The sequence below is a fragment of the Brevibacterium sp. HMSC24B04 genome (genome assembly GCF_001806835.1).
GTDB lineage: Bacteria > Actinomycetota > Actinomycetes > Actinomycetales > Brevibacteriaceae > Brevibacterium > Brevibacterium ravenspurgense.
In genome coordinates this window covers 113644-134957 of sequence record NZ_KV786083.1, presented here as the reverse complement: position 1 = coordinate 134957, position 21314 = coordinate 113644, and the positions used below count along the sequence as shown (strand labels likewise).

Sequence of the window (21314 nt, the reverse complement as noted above, 5' to 3'; positions counted from 1 at the left end):
CATGACCGGCCAGTCTGCATCACACAGTTCGCTGCCTGGGCCGAAAGCCGGCTCGCCGTTCACTTCGCCCATCACCGCCGAACTGGCGGCGGCTGGCACCAGGCCCATCGACCGTGCCCGTTTTGCCGCAGGCGGTGTGCTGTTCTCCCAGCGCAGAGCAGGGCAGCAGGGTGTCGGCATTTTCTTTCGCGAAGGCGACGGCGAGCCTCAGGACATCCTGCCGGAGAACCTGACGGCAGGTTCGCGCGTTCACGAATACGGCGGCGGCGCGTGGGACTGTGCGGCAGACGGCACGATAGTGTTCGTCGACCGGGTTTCACAGCGCCTCTACACCGTCACCCCGAGCACAGCCCCACAGGCGCTGACGGATGACTCCGACGGCAGTGTGCTCTTCGGTGACATCACGGTTGCCCGCAGTTCCTCGGCAAAGCCGGCCGGCACCTCGTCAGCCCCTGTTTTCACCGCGGTGCGTGAATTCCGCGGTGCGCACCCGCACGACGTTGTTCGAGACATTGTTCTCATCGACCCCAGCGCAGACACCCCGGTGCGCTCGCTTTTCCCCGCGGACTGGACGGGGGAGGACCGCCCGCACTTTGTGGCGTATCCGCGGCTGTCCCCGGATGCCAAGCACCTGGCGTTCATCGGCTGGGACCACCCGGATATGCCGTGGGATGCCACCCGCCTGTTGCTGGCTGACCTCGACCCGCAGACCCGCAAACCGCAGGGTTCGCCCGTGGCCATCCTGGGTGCTGAGAAACGCCAATCGATTCTTCAGCCCGAATGGCTCAGCCGCTCCACACTGACGGTCAGCACTGACGCTCGCGGCTCGTGGTCCGTGGTGAGCGTGGATGTGCGCGTGTTTCGGGACCGTGCGCTCGGCACTCCCGGAACTCCCGAGGCGGAGGTTGCCTCTGTTCTTGACGACCCCGGTGAGATCGGGGGTCCTCTCTGGACGCTGGGTTCACGCTGGTACCTGCCGGTGCTCGGCGGGCAGCGGATCGTGGCGGCCGCCGCGCGCGACGGAATCTCAACCCAGCGCACTGCAGCGCTTTTGTGGGCCGACAGCCGCCCCGACTACCAGGGCAGCGGCCCCGTGGATTTCGGTGCCGACATCGACTGGGCTGAAATTGAGGACTTCCGCGACACCGTCGCCCTTATTCGCGCAGGCGGGCGCAACCGGGTCGATGGGCTCTACACCTTCGACATCGCTTCAGGTGAGCTCGAACCGGTGGCCCTGTCGATCGTGCTGCCGGAGAGCTGGTCGACCATTGCCGAATACCTGCCGCGGGCCGAAGTGCGCGAATACTCCGGCATTCAAGCCGTCTGGTACCCGCCGCGCAAGCCGGACGCTCATGAGGACGGTAACGCCAGCGCGAACCCCAACCCCGATACCCACCCGGGCAGTGCAGCGGAAGCCGGCCTCCACCTCGGCAGCGGTGCTGAACAGGCCCCACCGTGTGTGACGTTTGTGCACGGCGGCCCGACCTCGCGCGTTGTGCCGCGGGTGAGCCTGCACCACGCGTACTTCACGTCCCGCGGGATAGCGGTCATCGACGTCAACTATCGCGGCTCCACCGGAATGGGCCGGCAGTACCGCGAAGCGCTCAAGGGCCAGTGGGGCGTGCTTGACGTTGCCGACACCGTGACTGTCGCCCAGGGCTTGGCCGAAGACGGCCTCATCGACCCTGACCGCGTGGCCATCAGCGGCGGTTCCGCCGGCGGCCTGACGGTGCTGCAGGCGCTGACGACAACAGACGTGTTTGCCTGCGGAAGCTCGTATTACGGGGTTGTGGACTTGCGTTCGCTTGCCGAAGACACCCACGACTTCGAATCCCGCTACCTGGATGGGCTCGTGGGCGGTGGGGATCCCGAAACGCTGCGGAAAGCATCGCCGCTGGACCACCTTGAGGACATCAGCGCACCCGTAGCCGTGTTCCAGGGCGAAAAAGACGCCGTCGTCCCGCCGAACCAAGCGCGCGCACTCATCGACGCACTGGAAAAGGCAAACCTGCCCTACGCCGCACGATTCTTCCCCAATGAAGCCCACGGCTTCAGTGATCCCAAGGCCATCCGCACCTCGCTGGAAGAAGAACTGAGCTTCTACGGCCGCATCATGGGCTTCGCCGTTGACGTCCCGCCGGTGCAGCTGCGAGGACGCGGCAGGTGAACCTGACGGCCACAACCGGCGTGTGGGCCGGAACCGAACCGCGTGAGGCTTTCAGCGCCGCCGTCAGCGCATCTGGCGAAGGCCTGCCGGCCATCCCGCAGATCGCCCAGCCTGCCGAGGGCGGCACCCGCTGGGCGTTGGACTTCCTGGCACCGGCGGCGGGCATGCTCGACCTGCCCGTCGACCTCAGCCCCGCCGTCTGGCGGCTGGCCAGGGGAGAAAGCCGCGAACAGCGGCTGAGCCGTTCTCACACCGCCCAAATCCTCGACGCCGTCGAAGAATACTGCGACGAACGCCCCACGCTTCTCACGCTGCCTGGACCGTGGCACCTGATCCGCCACATGACACTGCCGACTGGGGCGCCAGTCCTGTCCGACTTCGGTGCCGTTCGCGATGTCCTGCAGGCTTACGCTTTCGCTGTCCAGGCGCACCTTGCCGAGGTGGAGCGCAGGACCGGGCAGGCACCTCGGGTGCGGATTGTGGAGAGGCACCTGGACCCGATCCTCACCGGTTCCGTGCCGACCGACTCCGGGTTCCGGACCCTGCCGGCCCTGCCGGAGCAGGCAGTGTTCACGGGACTGCAGTCCTTCCTGGCCAGGTGCGGGGAGAGCCCGCTGCTGCACGTGCCGAAGCTCGGCGAGGTGCGGATCGGTGGGAAGGACATTCGGCACTCTGATCAGCTGCTCGACATCGGTGCCGGGTCGATTGTTGTCGATCTGCCGGCTGGCTCTGGAGCGGCTCGGTCTGATGGGGCTGCTGTCGAGGTGGCGGCTGGTGATTCTCCGGCCGGTCTGGCCCGGTGGGAGCGGCTGGCTGAATGGGTTGATGCCGGGCACGAGGTGTGGCTTAACTTCCCGCACACCATCCAGCGGGCGCGGTTAAGTCAGACCCTGGCGTTAGTGTGGGAGCCGTGGCAGAGAATCGGCATGAGCCGCGCCTCGGCAGCCCAGTTCGGTGTCCTGACCGGCCTTGCTGAACCGGCTTCTGCAGGACTGCTGCCCTCACGGGCTGACACCGGCACATGCCGCAGCCTCATGGAGGCCGCAACGGATATTCACAACGCGCTGAAAGAAGAAGAATGAGCACCTACTCACCGGAACAGGCAGCCGAACGCGCTGCCCGGCTGCGCGCTGAAATCGAAGAACACCGCGAGGCCTACTACGTCCACGACGCCCCCACGATTCCGGATGCCGACTTCGACGCGCTCATGCGCGAACTCGAACAGCTCGAAGCCGATTTCCCGGAACTGGCCGCTGCGGATTCACCCACCCAGAAGGTCGGCGGCGGCCTTGACACAGAAGCCTTCGCGCCGGTCGACCACGTGGCTCGCATGTATTCGCTTGACGACGTCTTCTCCGTTGAAGAACTCGACGCCTGGTTCGCCCGGGTCAAGCGCAGCGTTCCAGCCGGCACGCAGTTTCTGTCGGAAGTGAAGATCGACGGTCTGGCGTGCAATCTGCTCTACCGCGACGGCAAACTGGTGCGCGCAGCCACGCGCGGTGACGGCTACACCGGCGAAGACATCACGGCGAACATCCGCACGCTGAAAGACATCCCGGTGGAATTGGACACTGACGCCCCGCCGGCGCAGGTCGAAATCCGCGGGGAGGTCTTCTTCCCGCTGAAAGACTTCGCTGATCTCAACGCGGGCCTCATTGACGCCGGCAAGGACCCCTTCGCCAATCCGCGCAACGCCGCAGCCGGTTCGCTGCGCCAAAAAGATCCCAAGGTCACAGCGCAGAGACCGCTGCGCATGCTCGTCCACGGTGTTGCCGCGTGGGAGGCCGGTGACGGTCAAGAACTGCCCAAGCGCCAGTCTGAGGTCTACGACATTCTAGGTTCGTGGGGTCTGCCCATTTCGCAGTACTACAAGCACTGCGAAACCGAAGACGACGTGCATGCCTACATCGAGCACTACGCCGAACACCGGCACGACCTCCTGCACGACATCGACGGCATCGTCATCAAAATCGACGACTTCGCGGTGCAGGAACAGCTGGGCTACACATCGCGAGCACCCCGCTGGGCGTGCGCGTACAAGTACCCGCCAGAAGAAGTCACCACAGAACTGCTCGACATCCGCGTGCAGGTGGGCCGCACCGGCCGGGTGACCCCGTTCGCCATTATGGAACCCGTCCTGGTGGACGGGTCCACGGTCGAAAAAGCCACTCTGCACAACGGCTACGAGGTCAAACGCAAAGGCGTGCTCATCGGCGACACCGTCATCCTGCGCAAAGCCGGCGACATCATTCCCGAAATCCTCGGGCCGGTGGTTGATAACCGCGATGGCACAGAAGTCGAATGGCACATGCCCACCCACTGTCCGGACTGTGGCACGGAACTGGTCGAACAGAAAGAAGGCGACCGCGACCTGCGGTGCCCCAATTCGCAGACCTGCCCGTCCCAGGTGGCCAACCGCCTGTTCTACCTGGCTTCCCGGGCAGCCCTTGACATCGAAGCCCTCGGTGAAGAAGCCGCGCTCGCACTGACCAACCCCCTGAGCCCAGACGAACCTCCGCTGCGCTCAGAAGCAGGCCTGTTCGACCTCAAAGCCGAAGACCTCGCTGATGTGTGGGTTGAACGCGAAGAAAAGAAGAACGGTGTTCCCACCGGCAACATCAAGCGCATCCGCTACTTCTACAACCAGCCCGAGTACTACACCTCGGGCCCAGACAAGGGCCAGATCAAAACCCCGGCTCAGCCGTCTGCGGGCACCCTGCGCATGCTCCAGGAAATCGAGGGGGCAAAAGACAGGCCGCTGTGGCGCGTGCTCGTTGCCCTGTCCATCCGCCACGTGGGCCCCACTGCTGCACGGGCGCTGGCAGCCCACTTCGGATCAATGGAAGCGCTGCGGGCAGCCGACCTCGACGCGCTGACCGAAGTCGAAGGTGTGGGCACGACAATCGCCCAGTCGCTCATCGACTGGTTCGCGGTTGACTGGCACGCAGAAATCGTCGACCGCTGGAGTGCCGCCGGGGTGTCAATGGCCGACGAGGTCGCAGAAAGTGCCGAAGACGCCGGGCCGAAGCCGCTGGAAGGCAAAACGGTCGTGGCCACGGGATCGCTCGAAGGCTACACGCGGGACTCCGTGAAGGAGACCATCATCGCCGCCGGAGGAAAAGCCGCCAGCTCGGTATCGAAGAAAACCGACTACGTGCTGGCTGGCGAAAAGGCCGGTTCGAAGCTTGCAAAAGCAGAAGAACTCGGCATCACCGTGCTGACAGAAGAGCAGTTCAACGCGCTGCTGGCCGGAAAAGACGTCTGAGACAGCGGAAGTACAATCAGACCAGCAGTTATATCAAGCAGAAAGGGTGACGATGTCGGAGGAATCCGCAATCACATCCGACCAGATTGCGCACTTGGCGCAGCTGTCGCGCATCGCCATGAGCGATGAAGAACTCACAGGACTCGCTGACGACCTCGGCACCATTATCGAGGCCGTCGCCCAGGTCAAGGAAGCAGTAGGGGAAGACACCCCGGCCACCAGCCACCCCATCCCGCTGACCAATGTCCTGCGCCCCGACGTCGTGGGCCCTGTGCTCACCCCCGAACAGGCTCTCTCCGGCGCTCCCGCGCAGGAAGACAGCAAGTTCCTCGTACCGCAGATTCTGGGGGAGGACTGACATGGCCGATCTGACTCAGCTTTCCGCACTTGAACTCGCTGAAGGTCTCAAGGCCGGCGAATACAGCTCGACCGAAGTGACCCAGGCTCACCTGGACCGCATCGAAGCCGTCGAACCGCAGGTCAAGTCCTTCGTGACCGTCACAGCCGACACCGCTCTGGCAGCAGCGGCCGATGTTGACCGTCGCCGTGCGGCAGGCGAAGACCTCCCGCTGCTGGCCGGTGTGCCCGTCACCCACAAGGACCTCGTGGCAACCGAAGGCATCCGCACCACCGCATCCTCGAAGATGCTCGAAGACTGGGTGCCACCGTACTCCGCAACCGTCTACGAAAAGACGAAGGCCGCCGGCATGCCCATGCTCGGCAAGACCAACCTCGACGAATTCGCCATGGGCCAGTCCACCGAACACTCGGCGTTCGGCCCCACCCGCAACCCGTGGAACCTCGACCGGATCCCCGGCGGTTCCTCCGGTGGTGCGCTCGCCTCGCTGGCAGCATTCCAGACGCCCCTGGCACTGGGCACCGACACCGGCGGGTCCATCCGCCAGCCTGCTGCCTTCACCGGCACGGTCGGCATGAAGCCCACCTACGGTTCGGTATCCCGCTACGGCATCATCGCCATGGCAAGCTCGCTGGACACCGTGAGCCCGTCGGCCCGCACGGTTGCCGACACCGCAGCCTTCCACCAGGTGCTAGCCGGCCACGACCCACTGGACTCGACGTCCCTGCCCGATGAAGTCCCGGACTTCCTCGCAGCCGCCAAGCGCGGTGCCGAAGAAGGGCTGAAGGGCAAGCGCCTGGGCGTTATCCGCCAGCTGCTCAGCGACGACACCTCAGACGCTGTGCGCACCCAGTTCCAGGCCGCCGTCGACGAAGCCCAGAAGCAGGGTGCAGAAATCGTCGAAATCGACGTGCCCAGCCTCGGCTACGCGGTGCAGGCCTACTACATCCTCATGTCGTCGGAAGTGTCGTCGAACCTGGCCCGCTACGACGGCATGCGCTTCGGCCTGCGCGTCGAACCCGAAGAAGGCCCCGTCACCGCCGAAACCGTGATGTCCGCTACCCGTGCAGCCGGTTTCGGCAAGGAAGTCAAGCGACGCATCATCATGGGCACCTACGCCCTGTCGGCAGGGTTCTTCGACGCGTTCTACGGCTCAGCCCAGAAGGTGCGCACCCTCATCCAGCGCGACTTCGCCCAGGCCTTCGAACAGGTCGATGCGCTCATCGCACCCACCACGCCGAACACCGCGTGGGAATTCGGTGCGGAAAACCGCCTGAGCCCCATGGAGATCTACCTGTCAGACGTCACCACGATTCCCGCGAACCTCGCGGGCATCCCCGCCATGAGCCTGCCGGCCGGCCTGGCAGACGACGGCCTGCCCGTCGGTCTGCAGCTGCTGGCACCGGCACGTGCCGATGAGCGTCTGTACCAGATCGGTTCGGGCTTCGAAGCCGCGCTGAACGCAGCTCGCGGCGGCAGTGTGCTCGACAACATCCCCGCACTCGCAGCGGACAAGAACTGAGGAGCGGAAACATGAACTACGAAGAAGCCGTATCCAAATACGATCCGGTCCTCGGCATCGAAGTCCACGTTGAACTCGGCACCGAGACCAAAATGTTCGACGCCGCCCCCAACACCTTCGGCGGCACCGCAAACGCCAACGTGACCCCCACCTCGCTCGGCCTTCCCGGTTCGCTTCCGGTGGTCAACGAAAAGGGCGTCGAATCGGCCATCAAGATCGGCCTGGCACTGGGGTGCGAGATCGCCGAATCGTGCCGTTTTGCGCGCAAGAACTACTTCTACCCGGACCTTGCGAAGAACTTCCAGACCTCGCAGTCTGACGAACCGATCGCCTACGACGGTTCGGTTGAAGTCGAACTCGAAGACGGCGAAATCGTCACGGTCCCGGTTGAGCGCGCACACATGGAAGAAGACGCCGGCAAGAACACCCACGTGGGCGGTTCCGGCCGCATCCAGGGTGCCGAATACTCGCTGGTCGACTACAACCGCGCGGGTGTTCCGCTGGTCGAAATCGTCACCCGTCCCATCGAGGGCACCGGCGCACGCGCACCGGAAGTCGCAGCCGCCTACGTGCGCACACTGCGTGACATCTTCCGCGCCCTCGGAGTGTCTGAGGCCCGCATGGAGCAGGGCAACGTGCGCGCCGACATCAACGTGTCGCTGCGGAAGTCGCCGGATGCACCGCTGGGCACGCGCACCGAAACCAAGAACGTGAACTCGTTCCGCTCGATTGAGCGTGCGGTGCGCTACGAGATCGTCCGTCAGGCCGAACTGCTTGATGCCGGCGAATCGATCCTGCAGGAAACCCGCCACTTCCACGACGAAACCGGTGAAACCTCGCCCGGTCGCGAAAAGTCGGATTCCGATGACTACCGCTACTTCCCGGAACCGGACCTCGTGCCGGTTGTGCCGTCGCGCGAATGGGTTGAACAGCTGCGCGCCGAACAGCCCGAACTGCCCACGGCCAAGCGCCGCAGGCTCATCGGCGAATGGGGATTCTCCGACCTCGAAATGCGCGATGTCATCAACGCCGGTCTGCTCGAAACAATCGAAGCGACCGTCGCCGCCGGTGCGAAGCCGCAGGGTGCGCGCAAGTGGTGGACAGGTGAAATCGCCCGCCAGGCCAAGCAGCAGGACGTCGAACCGGAAACCCTCGTGGCTCCGGCTCAGGTTGCCGAACTCGAAAAGCTCATCGCAGACGGCAAGCTGAACGACAAGCTGGCGCGCAAGGTCCTCGACGGTGTCATTGCCGGTGAGGGTGACCCGCAGACGGTCATGGAGGCCAAGGGGCTGGAAATCGTCAAGGACGATGGCGCGCTCGAAGCCGCCGTGGACGCCGCAATTGCCGATAACCCTGATGTCGTCGAACGCATCAAGGGCGGACACATGCAGGCCATCGGCGCCCTCATGGGTCCCATCATGAAGGCCACTCGCGGGCAGGCTGACCCCAAGCAGGCACGCGAACTCATCATGAAGAAGATCGGCTGATATGACTGCGCGCTGGCGGAAACTGTGGGAACGCGAACTGGGCTCAACCGTGCCCAGCTACCGTTTCCTGGTCGCAGATTCCGTCAGCGAAGCCGTTACCCGCGCGTGGAAAGCCCGCGGGTACGAACTGGCAAGCACTTCCGGCAGCACCAAAGCGCTCGGTCCGCTCATGCACCGGAACGTGCTTGCCAGTCGCGCCGTCTTCATTGGCACAACGACCGTCGGCGGGATCGTCACGGGCGGACTGGCGTTCCTTACGGGTGTTGCTTCGCTCATCGTGGGTGACCTCGTGGATCCCGGCGCAATCCTCACCGGCCTGTCAGCCGCCGGCACGCTCGGGACATCCGGATACACGGGTGTGCGCTACCTGCGTGATCCTAAGCGGCTGAACAAGAAGGCGTTGGAAGACGCCAAGAACGCTATGTGGCTTACCCCTCAGGCGCTCGGCTATTCCTTTGGGCGGCAGGACACCGATGAACAGCGGCTGTTCCACCTGACAGTGCACATTGCACAGCAGATCAGCCGCACTCCAGCTTGGAACGACCCCGTGCTGGAAGACCATGTGTCTCACATCGACCTTGACCACGCCGTGTCGACGATCGGCGTGCGGCTCCAGGAAATCTACCTGCTGCGCAGTGAGCTCGAATCTCTGCGCGATAGGCGAACCGCACCGCAGATCGACGCCTATCAAGAACAGCTGGCCGCGGCATTCCGTTCGATTGCCGACCGTGTCACCGCAATGCACGACTACCTGGGAGGTCTGGGTCGCCTGTCGGTCAAACTCAGCGAACTGCAGCGCAGCGAACAGTCCCGGGAAATCGGGGAACGCGTGCTCGACGTGGTCGCTCGCACCGCTGCTGATGACGCTGCGCTCACCAACCTCGAACACCTGGGGCTGGCGGCAGATTCGCACGTCGAGTCCATCCAGCAGCTACTGGGTGAACTTGAAAGCTCAGCCGCGGAATTCAGTGGGGAAGCTGAGGCGGTGGGGCTCGACCGCGAACTCGACAGGTAACGCGAAACCGGCAGGTAACGCGAACCCGGCAGGGGAGCGGCGCCTCGTCAGCCAACAGAACCCCGCGGATACCCGCGGTCAGGCGTGTAGTGGTGAGCGGCGCCTGGTCAGATCAGTCCAGGTCTTCGTCGACAGCTTCGTGCCCGAACGGGTCGGGGTCGGTGCCCGGCAGCCAAGACAGGCCCGGTTCGCCGTAGCCGAATTCAGCTTTGGCGCGCGTCCACTTCTTCGCCCAGCGCTTATCCAGGCGGTCAACGTAGAGCGTGCCCTGCAGGTGATCGAATTCGTGCTGCATGATGCGGGCAAACCAGCCTTCGGCGCTCAATGAAATGCGCTCGCCGTTTTCATCAAAGCCGTTGACCGTCACCTTGTTTGCGCGCTTAAGCGGAAAGTCGAGGCTTGGCACAGACAGGCAGCCTTCGGATTCGGTGTCCGGGTGCGGGCGGGAATCGGGAATGCGCGACGCCGTGAGAATCGGGTTGATGAACACCCCGCGGCGACGGCGGCCCTCAACTTCGTCATCCGCGTCATAGACGAAGATCTGCTTGCCAACGCCGATCTGCGGGGCGGCCAAACCCACGCCATTGGATACCTTCAGCGTTTCGAACATGTCTGCGACGAGAGTGCGCAGATCATCATCGAAATCGACAACGGGATCGGCTTTGCGGTGCAGAACAGGTTCGCCGTACACGACGATCGGATGAATTGCCATGCGCTCATCCTATCGACAGGCACTGACACGGTAAGGGACATCCGCCCGCGCCGACAAGGGAGCGAATTGTCCGGTGGGGAAGCGCAGTCTGGCGCATGGGCTACATGCTCGCAGGCTGTGATGTGCCCCTCATCGGCCGTCCCCGGTTGTGCTGTCGCGAAGTCGACGGGCCATAATCGGGAATATATGTCCGGTCAGCTCTGTTATCCGGACTGAAGATCAGCAGCTGAAGCCATTGGCTGGTGTGTCACGTGTAAAAGCGGGACTGCCGGCAGCAGTTCCGTGGACCTTTTCGAATCAACTCAAAGGAAAGCTGTGACTGTTTACAACAGTGTTTCGGAACTCGTCGGCAAAACACCCCTCCTGCGTCTCAAGCACGCCAGTGAGCGCACCGGTGCTGAAATCCTCGCCAAGCTCGAATACTTCAACCCCGCCAACTCGGTGAAAGACCGCATCGGCGTTGCCATGATCGACGCCGCTGAGGAAAGCGGCCAGCTCAAGCCCGGCGGCACGATCGTCGAAGCCACCTCGGGCAACACCGGCATCGCCCTGGCTATGGTCGGAAGCTCGCGCGGCTACCGCGTTGTGCTGACCATGCCGGAATCCATGTCGATGGAACGTCGCGCTCTGCTGCGCGCATTCGGCGCTGAACTCGTTCTGACCCCCAAGGCCGACGGCATGAACGGCGCTGTCAGCAAGGCCAAGGAAATCGCTGAAGAAACCGGCGGTCTGCTGGCTTCGCAGTTCGCCAACCAGGCCAACCCCGAAAAGCACTACGCCACCACCGGCAAGGAAATCCTCGAAGACGCCGGCAGGGTCGACATCTTCGTTGCCGGCATCGGCACCGGCGGCACCATTACGGGTGCCGGCCGCGCTCTGCGCGAAGCCAACCCGGACGTGAAGATCGTCGCTGTCGAACCGGAAGCTTCACCTCTTCTGTCCGAAGGCCAGGCTGGACCGCACGCCATTCAGGGCATTGGCGCGAACTTCGTTCCCGAGGTCCTCGACACCGAGCTCTACGACGAAGTCCAGGCCATCGGCAATGAAGAAGCTCTTGAAGCTGCACGCCGCGTGGCTCGTGAAGACGGCACGCTCGTGGGCATCAGCGCAGGTGCGGCTCTCGCAGCAGCCGAAAAGGTTGCATCGCGTCCGGAAAACGCCGGCAAGAACGTCGTCGTCATCTTCCCGGACCTCGGTGAGCGCTACCTGTCGACGCCGCTGTTCCAGGAATACATGCACTGATGAGCCGACTCCTCAAAGGTGCGCTGCTGGCCGGCGGCGCGGCACTCAGCACGGCCGCCGCGGTCGGTTTGTCTAAGCCGAACGTGCGGGCGGCTGTGCGCGAAGACCTCGACAATGCCCGCCGCCGTGACCCTGCGGCGACGAACGATGTTGTCACTGCGCTGAGCTACCCGGGCCTGCACGCCATTTGGGCGCACCGGGGGATTCACCGACTGTGGAACAAGCCAGGCGGCAAGGCCCCCGCGCGTCTGCTGTCGCAGGCTGTGCGAGCGCTGACCGGCATTGAGATCCACCCCGGTGCCACCATCGGCCGGCGGTTCTTCATTGACCACGGCAGCGGTGTTGTCATCGGTGAGACGGCTGAAATCGGCGACGACGTCATGCTGTACCACCAGGTGACCCTGGGCGGGACGTCCACCGAGGCCGTCAAGCGTCACCCCACCATCGGCAACGATGTGCTCATTGGCGCCGGAGCTGTTGTGCTGGGGCCGGTTGAAGTCGGCGATGGCTCGTCGGTCGGTGCGAACGCTGTCGTTGTGGGTGATGTTCCTGACGGCACGATCGCCGTTGGCATCCCCGCGAAGATCAAACGCCCCAAGGAACGCCACGTCCCCACTCACGGCGAGGTGGAACTGGTCGATCCGGCCATCTGGATCTGATCTGGACGCGGTTTTGTATGCGGCCCCTGTCTTACGGCAGGGGCCGCAGTCGTTTGTGGGATCGAACCAGCAGTCCAGCATCAAGGTGACGGCCCCGGGGAGTGGTGCGGCGCCTCGTCATTGCGCCCTGCCACACGCTTTAGCAACGAAAACTCCCGTTAGCAGTGGTTGCTAAGGCGCGGATTCCGGCTAACGGGAGTTTGCGTGCGGCTAAGGCGCGGATTCCGGCTAACGGGTGGCTCGCCGGAATGAACTCACGAGGTGGAGGTCAGGTTGATCTGCTGGGTCGGGAATTTTCCCTGGCACCTCTCCGTTAGAATTGTTGATAGTTCAATCAACTCAATCTGAGTGTTAGGAGCGCACTGTGGAATTCGGAATCTTCACCATCGGTGATGTCACCCGCGATCCCGTGAACGGCACAATCCCGACCGAGCACGAACGGCTGATGAGCACCGTGAAGATTGCCGAACACGCAGAAGCCGCGGGGCTCGACGTCTTCGCAACCGGTGAGCACCACAACCCGCCGTTCGTCGCACCGGCCAACCCGACCGTCCTCTTGGCGCACCTGGCCGCGCGAACTGAGAAGATCCACCTGAGCACCTCGACGACCCTCATCACAACCAACGACCCCGTCCGGCTGGCCGAAGACTACGCCTACCTGCAGCATCTGGCCGGCGGACGCATCAGCCTCATGATGGGCCGCGGCAACACCGGCCCCGTCTACCCGTGGTTCGGTCAGGACATCCGCGAAGGTATCCCGCTGGCAGTTGAGAACTACGCACTGCTGCACCGCCTGTGGCGCGAAGAGAACGTCAACTGGGAAGGCCGTTTCCGCACGCCGCTGCAGGGCTTCACGGCAACTCCGCGCCCTCTGGACGGCATCCCGCCTTTCGTATGGCACGGCTCCATCCGCTCGCCCCAGATTGCCGAACAGGCTGCCTACTACGGCGACGGTTTCTTCCACAACAACATCTTCTGGCCCACGTCACACACCGCGCGCATGGTCAACCTTTACCGCCAGCGCTACGAGTACTACGGACACGGCAAAGCCGAACACGCGATCGTCGGATTGGGCGGGCACGTGTTCATGCGCAAGAACTCACAGGACGCGGTCAATGAATTCCGCCCCTACTTTGACAACGCTCCCGTGTACGGCCACGGACCGAGCCTGGAAGAGTTCTCCACGCAGACACCGCTGACAGTCGGCAGCCCGCAGCAGGTCATTGAGCGCACCCTCAGCTTCCGCGACTGGGCCGGCGACTACCAGCGCCAGCTGTTCCTCATCGACCACGCGGGCCTGCCGGAGAAAACGGTGCTCGAGCAGATCGACATCCTCGGCGAAGAAGTCGTCCCGGTCCTGCGCCGCGAATTCGCATCCATGCGCCAGCCCGGCGTTCCGGAAGCGCCAACGCACGAATCGCTCATGGCTCGCCGTGCAGCAGGAGAAGACCCCATTCCCGGTGGCGGACCGAACTCGAAGGCGGCCCAGGAACGTGCACGCGCCGCCGAAGAACACCAGGAGGGCTGACCGTGAAGATTACAGCGCTGACAGCCTCGCTGTCCGAATCGAGCACCAGCAACAGGCTGGCGCAGAGGATCCTCGACGCCGCGAAGCAAGCAGCAGAAGCCGCGCCAGAAACTGCGACAGCAGACCCACAAGCGTCAACAGCCCCACTCGAAACCGAGATCATCAACCTGCGCGAGTTCTCCCACCAGCTGGTCGACTCCATGCTCACCGGAGTGCCATCGGACGAGCTCGACGAGGTCTACGCCAAACTCCGCACTTCCGACGCTGTCGTACTCGCAGCGCCCGTTTACAACGCGGCACCCATTGGGCTGCTGACCATGTTCCTGCAGCTGTTCCCCGAGGCCGGTCTGCGCGGCATTCCCGTCTTGCTTGCCTCCACCGGTGGCACCGTCCGCCACTCCCTGGCCATGGATCAGCACATTCGGCCCCTCATCGCCTACCTCAAAGGGCTGGCTCTGCCGACGACGGTCTTCGCCGCCACCGATGACTGGGGGCTGCCGGAAGAGCAGACCGGCATGCGCAAGCGGATCGAGGCGGCAGTTGAGGAACTGCTGGAACTCACCTCGGGAAGCGGGCAGGGTGCCGGAAACTCACGAGGCGCCAGCACCTCGGGCGCCCACGGCACCTCGCGCCGTGTGGAACCGGTCGATGAGTTCGACCCAAACACCATCACCCCGTTCGATCAGCTGCTCGGCCGCTGAACCGGGGCAAGGGAGCGGCACCCAGCTGCAGACAAACGAGAAGCTGAGCTCCGCCTCGTGGCCGCCACCTCGGGACCCCTGACCCGTCAACCCAACCGGCTCTGTCCGCCTTGTGAACCGCGCCAGGAAGAAACACAGCCAGGCTGACACAATGAGGCCATGAGCACGATCACAAAAATCGCCTTTCCGGACCCCGACCTCCTCAGCGATGTCCAGTCGCGCCTGAGCGAAAGCGCACGCAGCGCCCTGGATCTGCGAGTGTGGTCGGCCGAACACCCGGACTCCGACCCGGCAGATCTCGACGCTGTGATCCTGCCCTATCTGGGTGCGGAGTCGACCGTCGCGAAACTCGATGAAATCAACGACCTCAAGCTCATCCAGGCCCAGACCACCGGCTACGACGTGGTCAACCACCTGGTCGGCAAGGTCACCGTCACCACGGGTGCTGGGGCACATGCGGCAGCGACCGCAGAACTTGCCGTCGCCCTCGTTCTGGCGCGGTTGCGGGGACTCGACGAGGCGGCGCGCAATCAGCTGACCGGCACGTGGGATCACCAGCGTCGCTTGTCCCTGGCAGACAGGAAAGTCACCCTGCTGGGTGTCGGCGGCATCGGTGAGGAAATCCGCCGCCGCCTGGAGCCGTTCGAAGTTGAGATCACCCGTGTGGGCAGCCGCGCCCGGGAAGACGAACACGGCACGGTCTACGGCAACGACGACCTCGCGGAGATCTTGCCGAACACGGAAGTCCTCATCATCGTCACGCCCCTGAACGAACACACCGAAGGCATGGTGAACGCGGAATTCCTCGCGCAGCTGCCCGACGGTGCGCTCGTGTGCAATGTGGGCCGCGGCAAGATCGTCGACACGGACGCGCTGCTCGTTGAGCTCGAATCGGGCCGACTGCACGCCGCACTCGACGTTGTCGACCCCGAACCGCTGCCAGAAGACCACGCGCTGTGGAAGGCGCCCAACACGCTCATCGCCCCGCATGTCGGCGGCAACACGAGTGCTTTCTTCCCGCGGATCCTGGGGATCCTTACGGAGCAGCTTGAAAGGATTGCCGCGGGCGAGGAGCCGTTCAACAAGGTCTGAACCTGCTGGTGTGCGGCGGGTCCGGTTGGGCTGACGAGACAAGCGTTGACCGCAACCTGTCCACATAGTGCACACGTTCTCCAGCATGTGGACAAGAGGATCTAGACTGCGCTTATGAGCGAAACACCAGATATCAAGCCGCGTTCGCGCGACGTAACGGACGGACTCGAACGCGCCGCTGCCCGCGGCATGCTGCGGGCAGTTGGAATGGGCGACGACGACTGGGAAAAGCCGCAGATCGGCGTGGCCAGTTCGTGGAACGAAATCACCCCCTGCAACCTCACCCTGGAAAAGCTCGCCGGCTTTGCCAAAGAAGGCGTCCACGCTGCCGGCGGCTACCCGCTGGAGTTCGGCACGATTTCCGTGTCCGACGGCATTTCCATGGGCCACGAGGGTATGCACTATTCGCTGGTGAGCCGCGAAATCATCACCGACTCGGTGGAAACCGTCTTCGGTGCTGAGCGCCTGGACGGCTCAGTTCTCCTGGCCGGCTGTGACAAGTCGATTCCCGGCATGCTCATGGCGGCAGCCCGCCTGGGCCTGTCGAGCGTGTTCCTCTACAACGGCTCGATCATGCCGGGTACTGCAAAGCTGTCGGACGGCACCGAAAAGGAAGTCACCCTCATCGACGCCTTCGAGGCGGTCGGCGCCTGCCGTGCCGGCAAGATGACCGAAGCCGATGTCGACGCCATTGAACGCGCTGTCTGCCCTGGTGAAGGTGCCTGCGGTGGTATGTACACCGCCAATACGATGGCCTCGGCCGCCGAAGCCATGGGCATGTCGCTGCCGGGTTCGGCCGCTCCGCCGGCTATCCACACCAACCGCACGCTCTTCGCCCGCGCATCGGGCGAGGCTGTGGTCGAGCTGCTGCGCCGCGGCATCACCACCAAGGACATCATCACCTACGAATCGATCTGCAACGCGATCGCCGTGACGATGGCCTTCGGCGGTTCGACCAACGCGGTGCTGCACCTGCTGGCAATTGCCCACGAAGCCGGTGTTGACCTTTCGCTTGATGACTTCAACCGCATCGGCGACAAGGTCCCGCACCTGGGCAATGTCAAGCCGTTTGGAGACTACGTCATGAACGACGTCTTCAAGATGGGCGGCGTTCCCGTGGTCATGAAGGCTCTGCTTGATGCCGGTCTGCTGGAGGGTGACTGCATGACGGTCACCGGCAAGACGGTTGCGGAAAACCTCAAGGACATCAACCCGCCGGACCCGGACGGCAAGATCGTTCGTGCTATGAGCAACCCCATCCACAAGACCGGAGGGCTCACGGTGCTCACCGGTTCGCTGGCACCGGAGGGTGCGGTTGTGAAGTCGGCGGGCTTCGACGCCGATGTCTTCGAGGGCACCGCGCGTGTCTTCGACCGCGAACAGGCTGCAATGGACGCTGTTCTGGAAGGCAAGCTCAAAGCCGGCGACGTCATCATCATCCGCTACGAAGGTCCCAAGGGCGGCCCGGGTATGCGCGAAATGCTCGCCATCACCGGCGCGATCAAGGGTGCCGGAATCGGCAAGGACGTTCTGCTCATCACCGACGGCCGCTTCTCGGGTGGTTCAACCGGTCTGTGCATCGGCCACGTCGCTCCTGAGGCCGTTGACGGCGGGCCGATTGCCTTTGTGGAAGACGGCGACAGGATCACCGTAGACATTGCAGCCCGTTCAATCGACCTGCACGTTGATCAGGCCGAGCTCGACCGCCGTCGCGAAAACTGGACGCTGCCGGAGAACCCGCGCCTGCACGGCACGCTCGGCAAGTACGCCAAGCTGGTCCGCTCGGCTGCAGTCGGGGCCGTCACAACGGACTGAGTCGCGTCAGGGGAGTGCCGCACACGCTCCCGAGGTGCCTGCTGTTCGGGGTTCGCCCAAGGTGCCAGGGGCGCGGGCGCTGGCGGGCGCCTCGGCGGCGGTTCCGGCAATCGACGTGATGGAATTCGTAATCAGAACGTGATCAGGTAACTGGGATACAAGTCACAGAAACGATGGCAATTCAGTTATGATTCTTCGCATATCGCAGAGCGTTTATGCATCTAAATGGTGCGCAAACGCGCATGCGATGGTGTTTGATCGTGGGCTGCTCATGCGATGACATATGCGGTGTGGCGCCGAGTGTCGACGCCGCCCAAGACAATGACCGCCACTACGGCCAATGGGGGCCGCGGGAGATGATCGTAGATGAACTCACTCGTCATCATGTTTATTGGCCTGGTAATGATCCTGGCCGGCTATTTTCTTTACTCCAAGTTCCTCGCCAAGAAGGTCTACCAGCTTGACGAGCACGCCATCACCCCCGCGCACGCGCAACGCGACGGCGTCGACTTCGTGCCCACCAACAAGTGGGTGCTGTGGGGACACCACTTCACCTCGGTAGCGGGTGCGGCGCCCATCACGGGTCCCGCGGTCGCCATGATCTGGGGCTGGCTGCCGGCATTCCTGTGGGTGACCATCGGTACGGTGTTCTTCGCCGGCATGCACGACTTCGGTGCGCTGTGGGCCTCGACCCGTAACAAGGGCCGCACGATCGGCGACCTGGCCAAGCGCTACATCGGTGGTCGGGGCTCGCTGCTCTTCACCGTCGTTATCTTCCTGCTCATCATCATCGTCAACGCGGTGTTTGCTTCGATCATCGCCGGCCTGCTCGTCACCACACCGTCCGCAGTCATCCCGACCTGGGGTGCGATCGCCGTCGCGCTGTGCATCGGCCAGGCTATCTACCGTCTCAAGTGGAACTTGCCGATCGTCTCGCTCGTCGGCGTCGTGGTTCTCTACGCGCTCATCATCCTGGGCGACAAGTTCCCGATCGTCCTGCCCGAAACCATCATGGGCATGTCCGCACAGGCGTTCTGGATCGTCGTCCTCTTTCTCTACGCGGGCGTCGCCTCGCTCTTGCCGGTGTGGATGCTGCTCCAGCCGCGTGACTACATCAACGGCCTCCAGCTGTTCATCGGCCTGGGCATCCTCTATGCCGCGATCATCATCTCCGCGCCGACGGTCCTCCTCGACCCGGTGGCTTCGGAACTGCCCGCCGGCCAGGCACCCATCTGGCCGCTGCTCTTCGTGACCGTCGCCTGTGGCGCGATCTCCGGCTTCCACGGCGTGGTCGCCTCGGGCACCTCGTCCAAGCAGCTCGACAAGGAAACCGACGCCCGCTTCGTCGGCTACTTCGGTGCAGTGGGCGAAGGCCTGCTCGCGCTCGGTACGATCATCGCCGTGTCCTCCGGCTTCAATGCCATAGGTGACTTCCAGGAGGCCTACGCGAACGGCGGAATTGGTGCTTTCGTCGCCGGCGGTGGCAACATCCTCAACGAGGGACTCGGCATCCCGCTGAGCCTGTCCGCAACGGTCCTCGCGACAATGGCCATCCTCTTCGCCGCAACGACGATGGATACCGCCGTGCGTCTGCACCGCCTCATCATCGCGGAAATCGGCTCGCAGATGGGTGTGAAGATCACCCCGGTCGTCGGCACGATCATTGCGCTCGCACTGGGCCTCGGCCTGGCATTCGGTGCGGGTGAGGGCGGAGCCGGCGACGGTGGCATGATCCTGTGGCCGCTCTTCGGTACGACAAACCAGATCCTGGCGGTGCTTACCTTGTCCGTCCTGGGCGTCATGCTGTTGCGCAAACGCAGGCCGGTCCTGCCGATTCTCATCCCGCTCCTCTTCGTCTTCACCATGACGTTCTGGGCACTGGTGATCCAGCTTGGGGAGTTCTTCGCCGCGCAGAACTGGCTGCTGCTGGGCTTGGGCTCCGCGATCTTTGTGGCCGCGCTCTGGACCGTCATCGAATCGGTGTCGTCCATGGTTAAGGCTGGACGGAGCGATCCCGAACCCGAAGACGAGGATCCGGTCGAGCGGCGCACCGTCGCCGATCCCCTGCAGGAAACCGGCTCCAAGTGACCGATAATTCGCCCCAGTCTGCGGGCTGTGATTCGTCGGGCGGGCAGGCGTCCCAGAACGGGACGCCCGCCCGCCAGGACGGTGGGTTGCGATGCCGCGTCGAACAGCTTCGGCGCGGCTTCGCCGCATTCACCGAGGGGCTCGGAGAGTACTACTACGGCCCCTACCGACAGGCCCTCGCTCGGGCTCAGCGCGACGAGGATGACCTATTCATGCTCTACGTGTGTGGCGAGGCACTCGGAATCCCCAACCCCGCCAGCGCCTACACGATGGAGCTCTACCCGATCGTGCTCGAGGAGTTCCACGCCTGGCATACCCGCATGGGCATGGACCGCCCGCCCACGGATGGCATCAAGTGTTGTTAGGAGGAGGCCACTAGCATGACCTTGCGTGAACTCGTGTCTACGCGGCGGGTGATCTTCTTCGGAGGCAAGGGCGGCGTGGGCAAGACGACGTGCGCCGCGACCGTCGCTCTTGACCAGGCTCGAGGGGGCCGCCGGGTGCTGCTCGTGTCGACCGACCCGGCGCACAACCTGGGCCACCTGTTCGGACGGACAATAGGCGGTTCGCCGGTGGGGTTGGCAGACAACCTCGATGCCCTCGAAATCGATCCCGAGCGTGCCGCGAAGGAACACATCGAGGCGATCGGCGAACACCTCTACGGACTCGTCGCTGATGGAATGCGCGGTGAGGTGACGCGCTACCTGCGAGCAGCGGCGGCCGCTCCCGGTTCGCACGAGGCCGCGCTGCTCGAGCGTGTCGCAAAGCTCACGCGGGACGGCCTGGAGCGCTACGACCTCATCGTCTTCGATACCGCGCCGAGTGGCCACACGTCGCGGCTGTTGTCCCTGCCCGAGGCAATGGCGCAGTGGACGGATGCCTTGCTGGAGAATCGTCAGCGATCCGACAAATTCGGTAGGGCGGTGCGTGCCATGGGTGGCAATCCAATGACCGGCGACGAGGGGAGCCCGAAGGCACGTCGCGAGCGGCGCATCCGCCACTTGCTGTACGAACGGCGCGAGCTGTTGTCGTCCCTGCGGACCACCTTGCAGGACGAGGCGGTCACGGGGTTCGTCGTGGCGCTCGCCGCAGAACGTCTTCCCGTGCTCGAGACGATCGAGCTGCGCGATCAGCTCGCGGAATCGCACGTAGGAGTGCTGGCATACGTCGTGAACAAGCGCTCGCCCGCCGGTGCTGGGGAGCTCCTCGAGGCTCGACGCGCGATGGAGGAGCAGTGGGTGTCCCACCTGCGCGCCGAGGTGGGTGCGGATGCCGTTATTGCGCAGACTCCGCTCCTGCCGGCCGAACCCGTGGGGCTGGAAGCCCTCGCGGAGTTCGGCGAGCTGCTCTTTGCCTAACTCTCGCCCGCACATTGAGGGCGTGTGCCGCAACGTGAGGGTGTAGATTCTTACCTGGGGTACGGAGTCAGTCCTCGTCAGGAATATCGGCGGGGTCGACTTTCTTGGCCTTGGTGCGCCGCGCGGAGATGACCGTCCACACGATTGGGATGAGCGCCACAATGCCTCCGCCGATCAGACCGCGAGACAGGGATGCGTTGCCGCTGCTGCTGAAGTTGTCGGCAAGGCCCTGCGTGACATCGCGTACGGGGATGACGGGCTGCCCGGTGGCCAGGTGGAACGCAATTCCGAACAGCAGTGCGGCA

Annotated in this window: 18 protein-coding genes; 16 read left to right on the top strand and 2 right to left on the bottom strand. The window is 64.0% G+C overall.

The window, feature by feature from the left end:
- Position 1 precedes the first annotated feature (1 nt).
- Genes HMPREF3092_RS04320 through HMPREF3092_RS04290 form a run of 7 tightly spaced genes read left to right on the top strand, consistent with a single transcriptional unit; the run spans position 2 to position 9814 of the window.
- On the top strand, positions 2-2167 hold the full coding sequence (locus HMPREF3092_RS04320) for a S9 family peptidase (RefSeq protein ID WP_070423956.1): 2166 nt from the start codon (positions 2-4) through the stop codon (positions 2165-2167).
- Complete coding sequence (locus tag HMPREF3092_RS04315; RefSeq protein ID WP_070423955.1) at positions 2164-3249, top strand: hypothetical protein; 1086 nt, start codon at positions 2164-2166, stop codon at positions 3247-3249. Before HMPREF3092_RS04320 ends, HMPREF3092_RS04315 begins: the two co-directional genes overlap by 4 nt.
- Complete coding sequence (gene ligA / locus HMPREF3092_RS04310) at positions 3246-5432, top strand: NAD-dependent DNA ligase LigA (RefSeq protein ID WP_070423954.1); 2187 nt, start codon at positions 3246-3248, stop codon at positions 5430-5432. The genes HMPREF3092_RS04315 and ligA overlap by 4 nt, the downstream gene beginning before the upstream one ends.
- A gap of 52 nt (positions 5433-5484) precedes the next feature.
- Complete coding sequence (gatC, locus tag HMPREF3092_RS04305; RefSeq protein ID WP_019174733.1) at positions 5485-5790, top strand: Asp-tRNA(Asn)/Glu-tRNA(Gln) amidotransferase subunit GatC; 306 nt, start codon at positions 5485-5487, stop codon at positions 5788-5790.
- Position 5791: 1 nt separating this feature from the next.
- Complete coding sequence (gene gatA, locus HMPREF3092_RS04300; protein WP_070423953.1) at positions 5792-7312, top strand: Asp-tRNA(Asn)/Glu-tRNA(Gln) amidotransferase subunit GatA; 1521 nt, start codon at positions 5792-5794, stop codon at positions 7310-7312.
- A gap of 11 nt (positions 7313-7323) precedes the next feature.
- Complete coding sequence (gene gatB / locus HMPREF3092_RS04295; protein WP_061943389.1) at positions 7324-8799, top strand: Asp-tRNA(Asn)/Glu-tRNA(Gln) amidotransferase subunit GatB; 1476 nt, start codon at positions 7324-7326, stop codon at positions 8797-8799.
- 1 nt (position 8800) lies between these two features.
- Complete coding sequence (locus tag HMPREF3092_RS04290; RefSeq protein ID WP_070423952.1) at positions 8801-9814, top strand: hypothetical protein; 1014 nt, start codon at positions 8801-8803, stop codon at positions 9812-9814.
- 112 nt (positions 9815-9926) lie between these two features.
- Here the strand turns inward: HMPREF3092_RS04290 and def are convergent, their stop codons facing one another.
- Complete coding sequence (gene def / locus HMPREF3092_RS04285) at positions 9927-10526, bottom strand: peptide deformylase (protein ID WP_061943383.1); 600 nt, start codon at positions 10524-10526, stop codon at positions 9927-9929.
- A gap of 315 nt (positions 10527-10841) precedes the next feature.
- On the opposite strand from def, the gene cysK reads away from it, so the two are divergent.
- The 9 genes from cysK to HMPREF3092_RS04240 all read left to right on the top strand — a co-directional run bounded on the left by cysK (position 10842) and on the right by HMPREF3092_RS04240 (position 21009).
- Entirely contained in the window at positions 10842-11768 is a 927-nt protein-coding gene (gene cysK, locus HMPREF3092_RS04280; protein WP_070423951.1) for a cysteine synthase A, read from the top strand.
- Positions 11768-12427, top strand: a complete 660-nt coding sequence (gene epsC / locus HMPREF3092_RS04275; RefSeq protein WP_070423950.1) for a serine O-acetyltransferase EpsC — start codon at positions 11768-11770, stop codon at positions 12425-12427. The genes cysK and epsC overlap by 1 nt, the downstream gene beginning before the upstream one ends.
- 364 nt (positions 12428-12791) lie before the next feature.
- Positions 12792-13955 (top strand): LLM class flavin-dependent oxidoreductase, encoded by a 1164-nt coding sequence (locus tag HMPREF3092_RS04270; RefSeq protein WP_070423949.1) that lies wholly within the window; start codon positions 12792-12794, stop codon positions 13953-13955.
- A gap of 2 nt (positions 13956-13957) precedes the next feature.
- Positions 13958-14656 carry an NAD(P)H-dependent oxidoreductase gene (locus tag HMPREF3092_RS04265; RefSeq protein ID WP_070423948.1) on the top strand — a complete coding sequence of 233 codons (699 nt, stop codon included), beginning with the start codon at positions 13958-13960 and terminating at the stop codon, positions 14654-14656.
- A gap of 159 nt (positions 14657-14815) precedes the next feature.
- Positions 14816-15748: an NAD(P)-dependent oxidoreductase gene (locus HMPREF3092_RS04260; RefSeq protein ID WP_070423947.1), complete on the top strand. Its 933-nt coding sequence runs from the start codon at positions 14816-14818 to the stop codon at positions 15746-15748.
- A gap of 114 nt (positions 15749-15862) precedes the next feature.
- On the top strand, positions 15863-17563 hold the full coding sequence (gene ilvD / locus HMPREF3092_RS04255) for a dihydroxy-acid dehydratase (RefSeq protein ID WP_070423946.1): 1701 nt from the start codon (positions 15863-15865) through the stop codon (positions 17561-17563).
- Positions 17564-17929: 366 nt separating this feature from the next.
- Positions 17930-19651 carry a carbon starvation CstA family protein gene (locus HMPREF3092_RS04250; protein ID WP_070423945.1) on the top strand — a complete coding sequence of 574 codons (1722 nt, stop codon included), beginning with the start codon at positions 17930-17932 and terminating at the stop codon, positions 19649-19651.
- Complete coding sequence (locus HMPREF3092_RS04245) at positions 19648-20016, top strand: cory-CC-star protein (RefSeq protein ID WP_019174754.1); 369 nt, start codon at positions 19648-19650, stop codon at positions 20014-20016. The genes HMPREF3092_RS04250 and HMPREF3092_RS04245 overlap by 4 nt, the downstream gene beginning before the upstream one ends.
- A gap of 15 nt (positions 20017-20031) precedes the next feature.
- Positions 20032-21009 carry an ArsA family ATPase gene (locus HMPREF3092_RS04240; protein ID WP_070423944.1) on the top strand — a complete coding sequence of 326 codons (978 nt, stop codon included), beginning with the start codon at positions 20032-20034 and terminating at the stop codon, positions 21007-21009.
- 67 nt (positions 21010-21076) lie between these two features.
- Here the strand turns inward: HMPREF3092_RS04240 and HMPREF3092_RS11310 are convergent.
- The coding region (locus HMPREF3092_RS11310; RefSeq protein WP_176745690.1) for a hypothetical protein at positions 21077-21314 on the bottom strand (238 nt) is incomplete at its 5' end.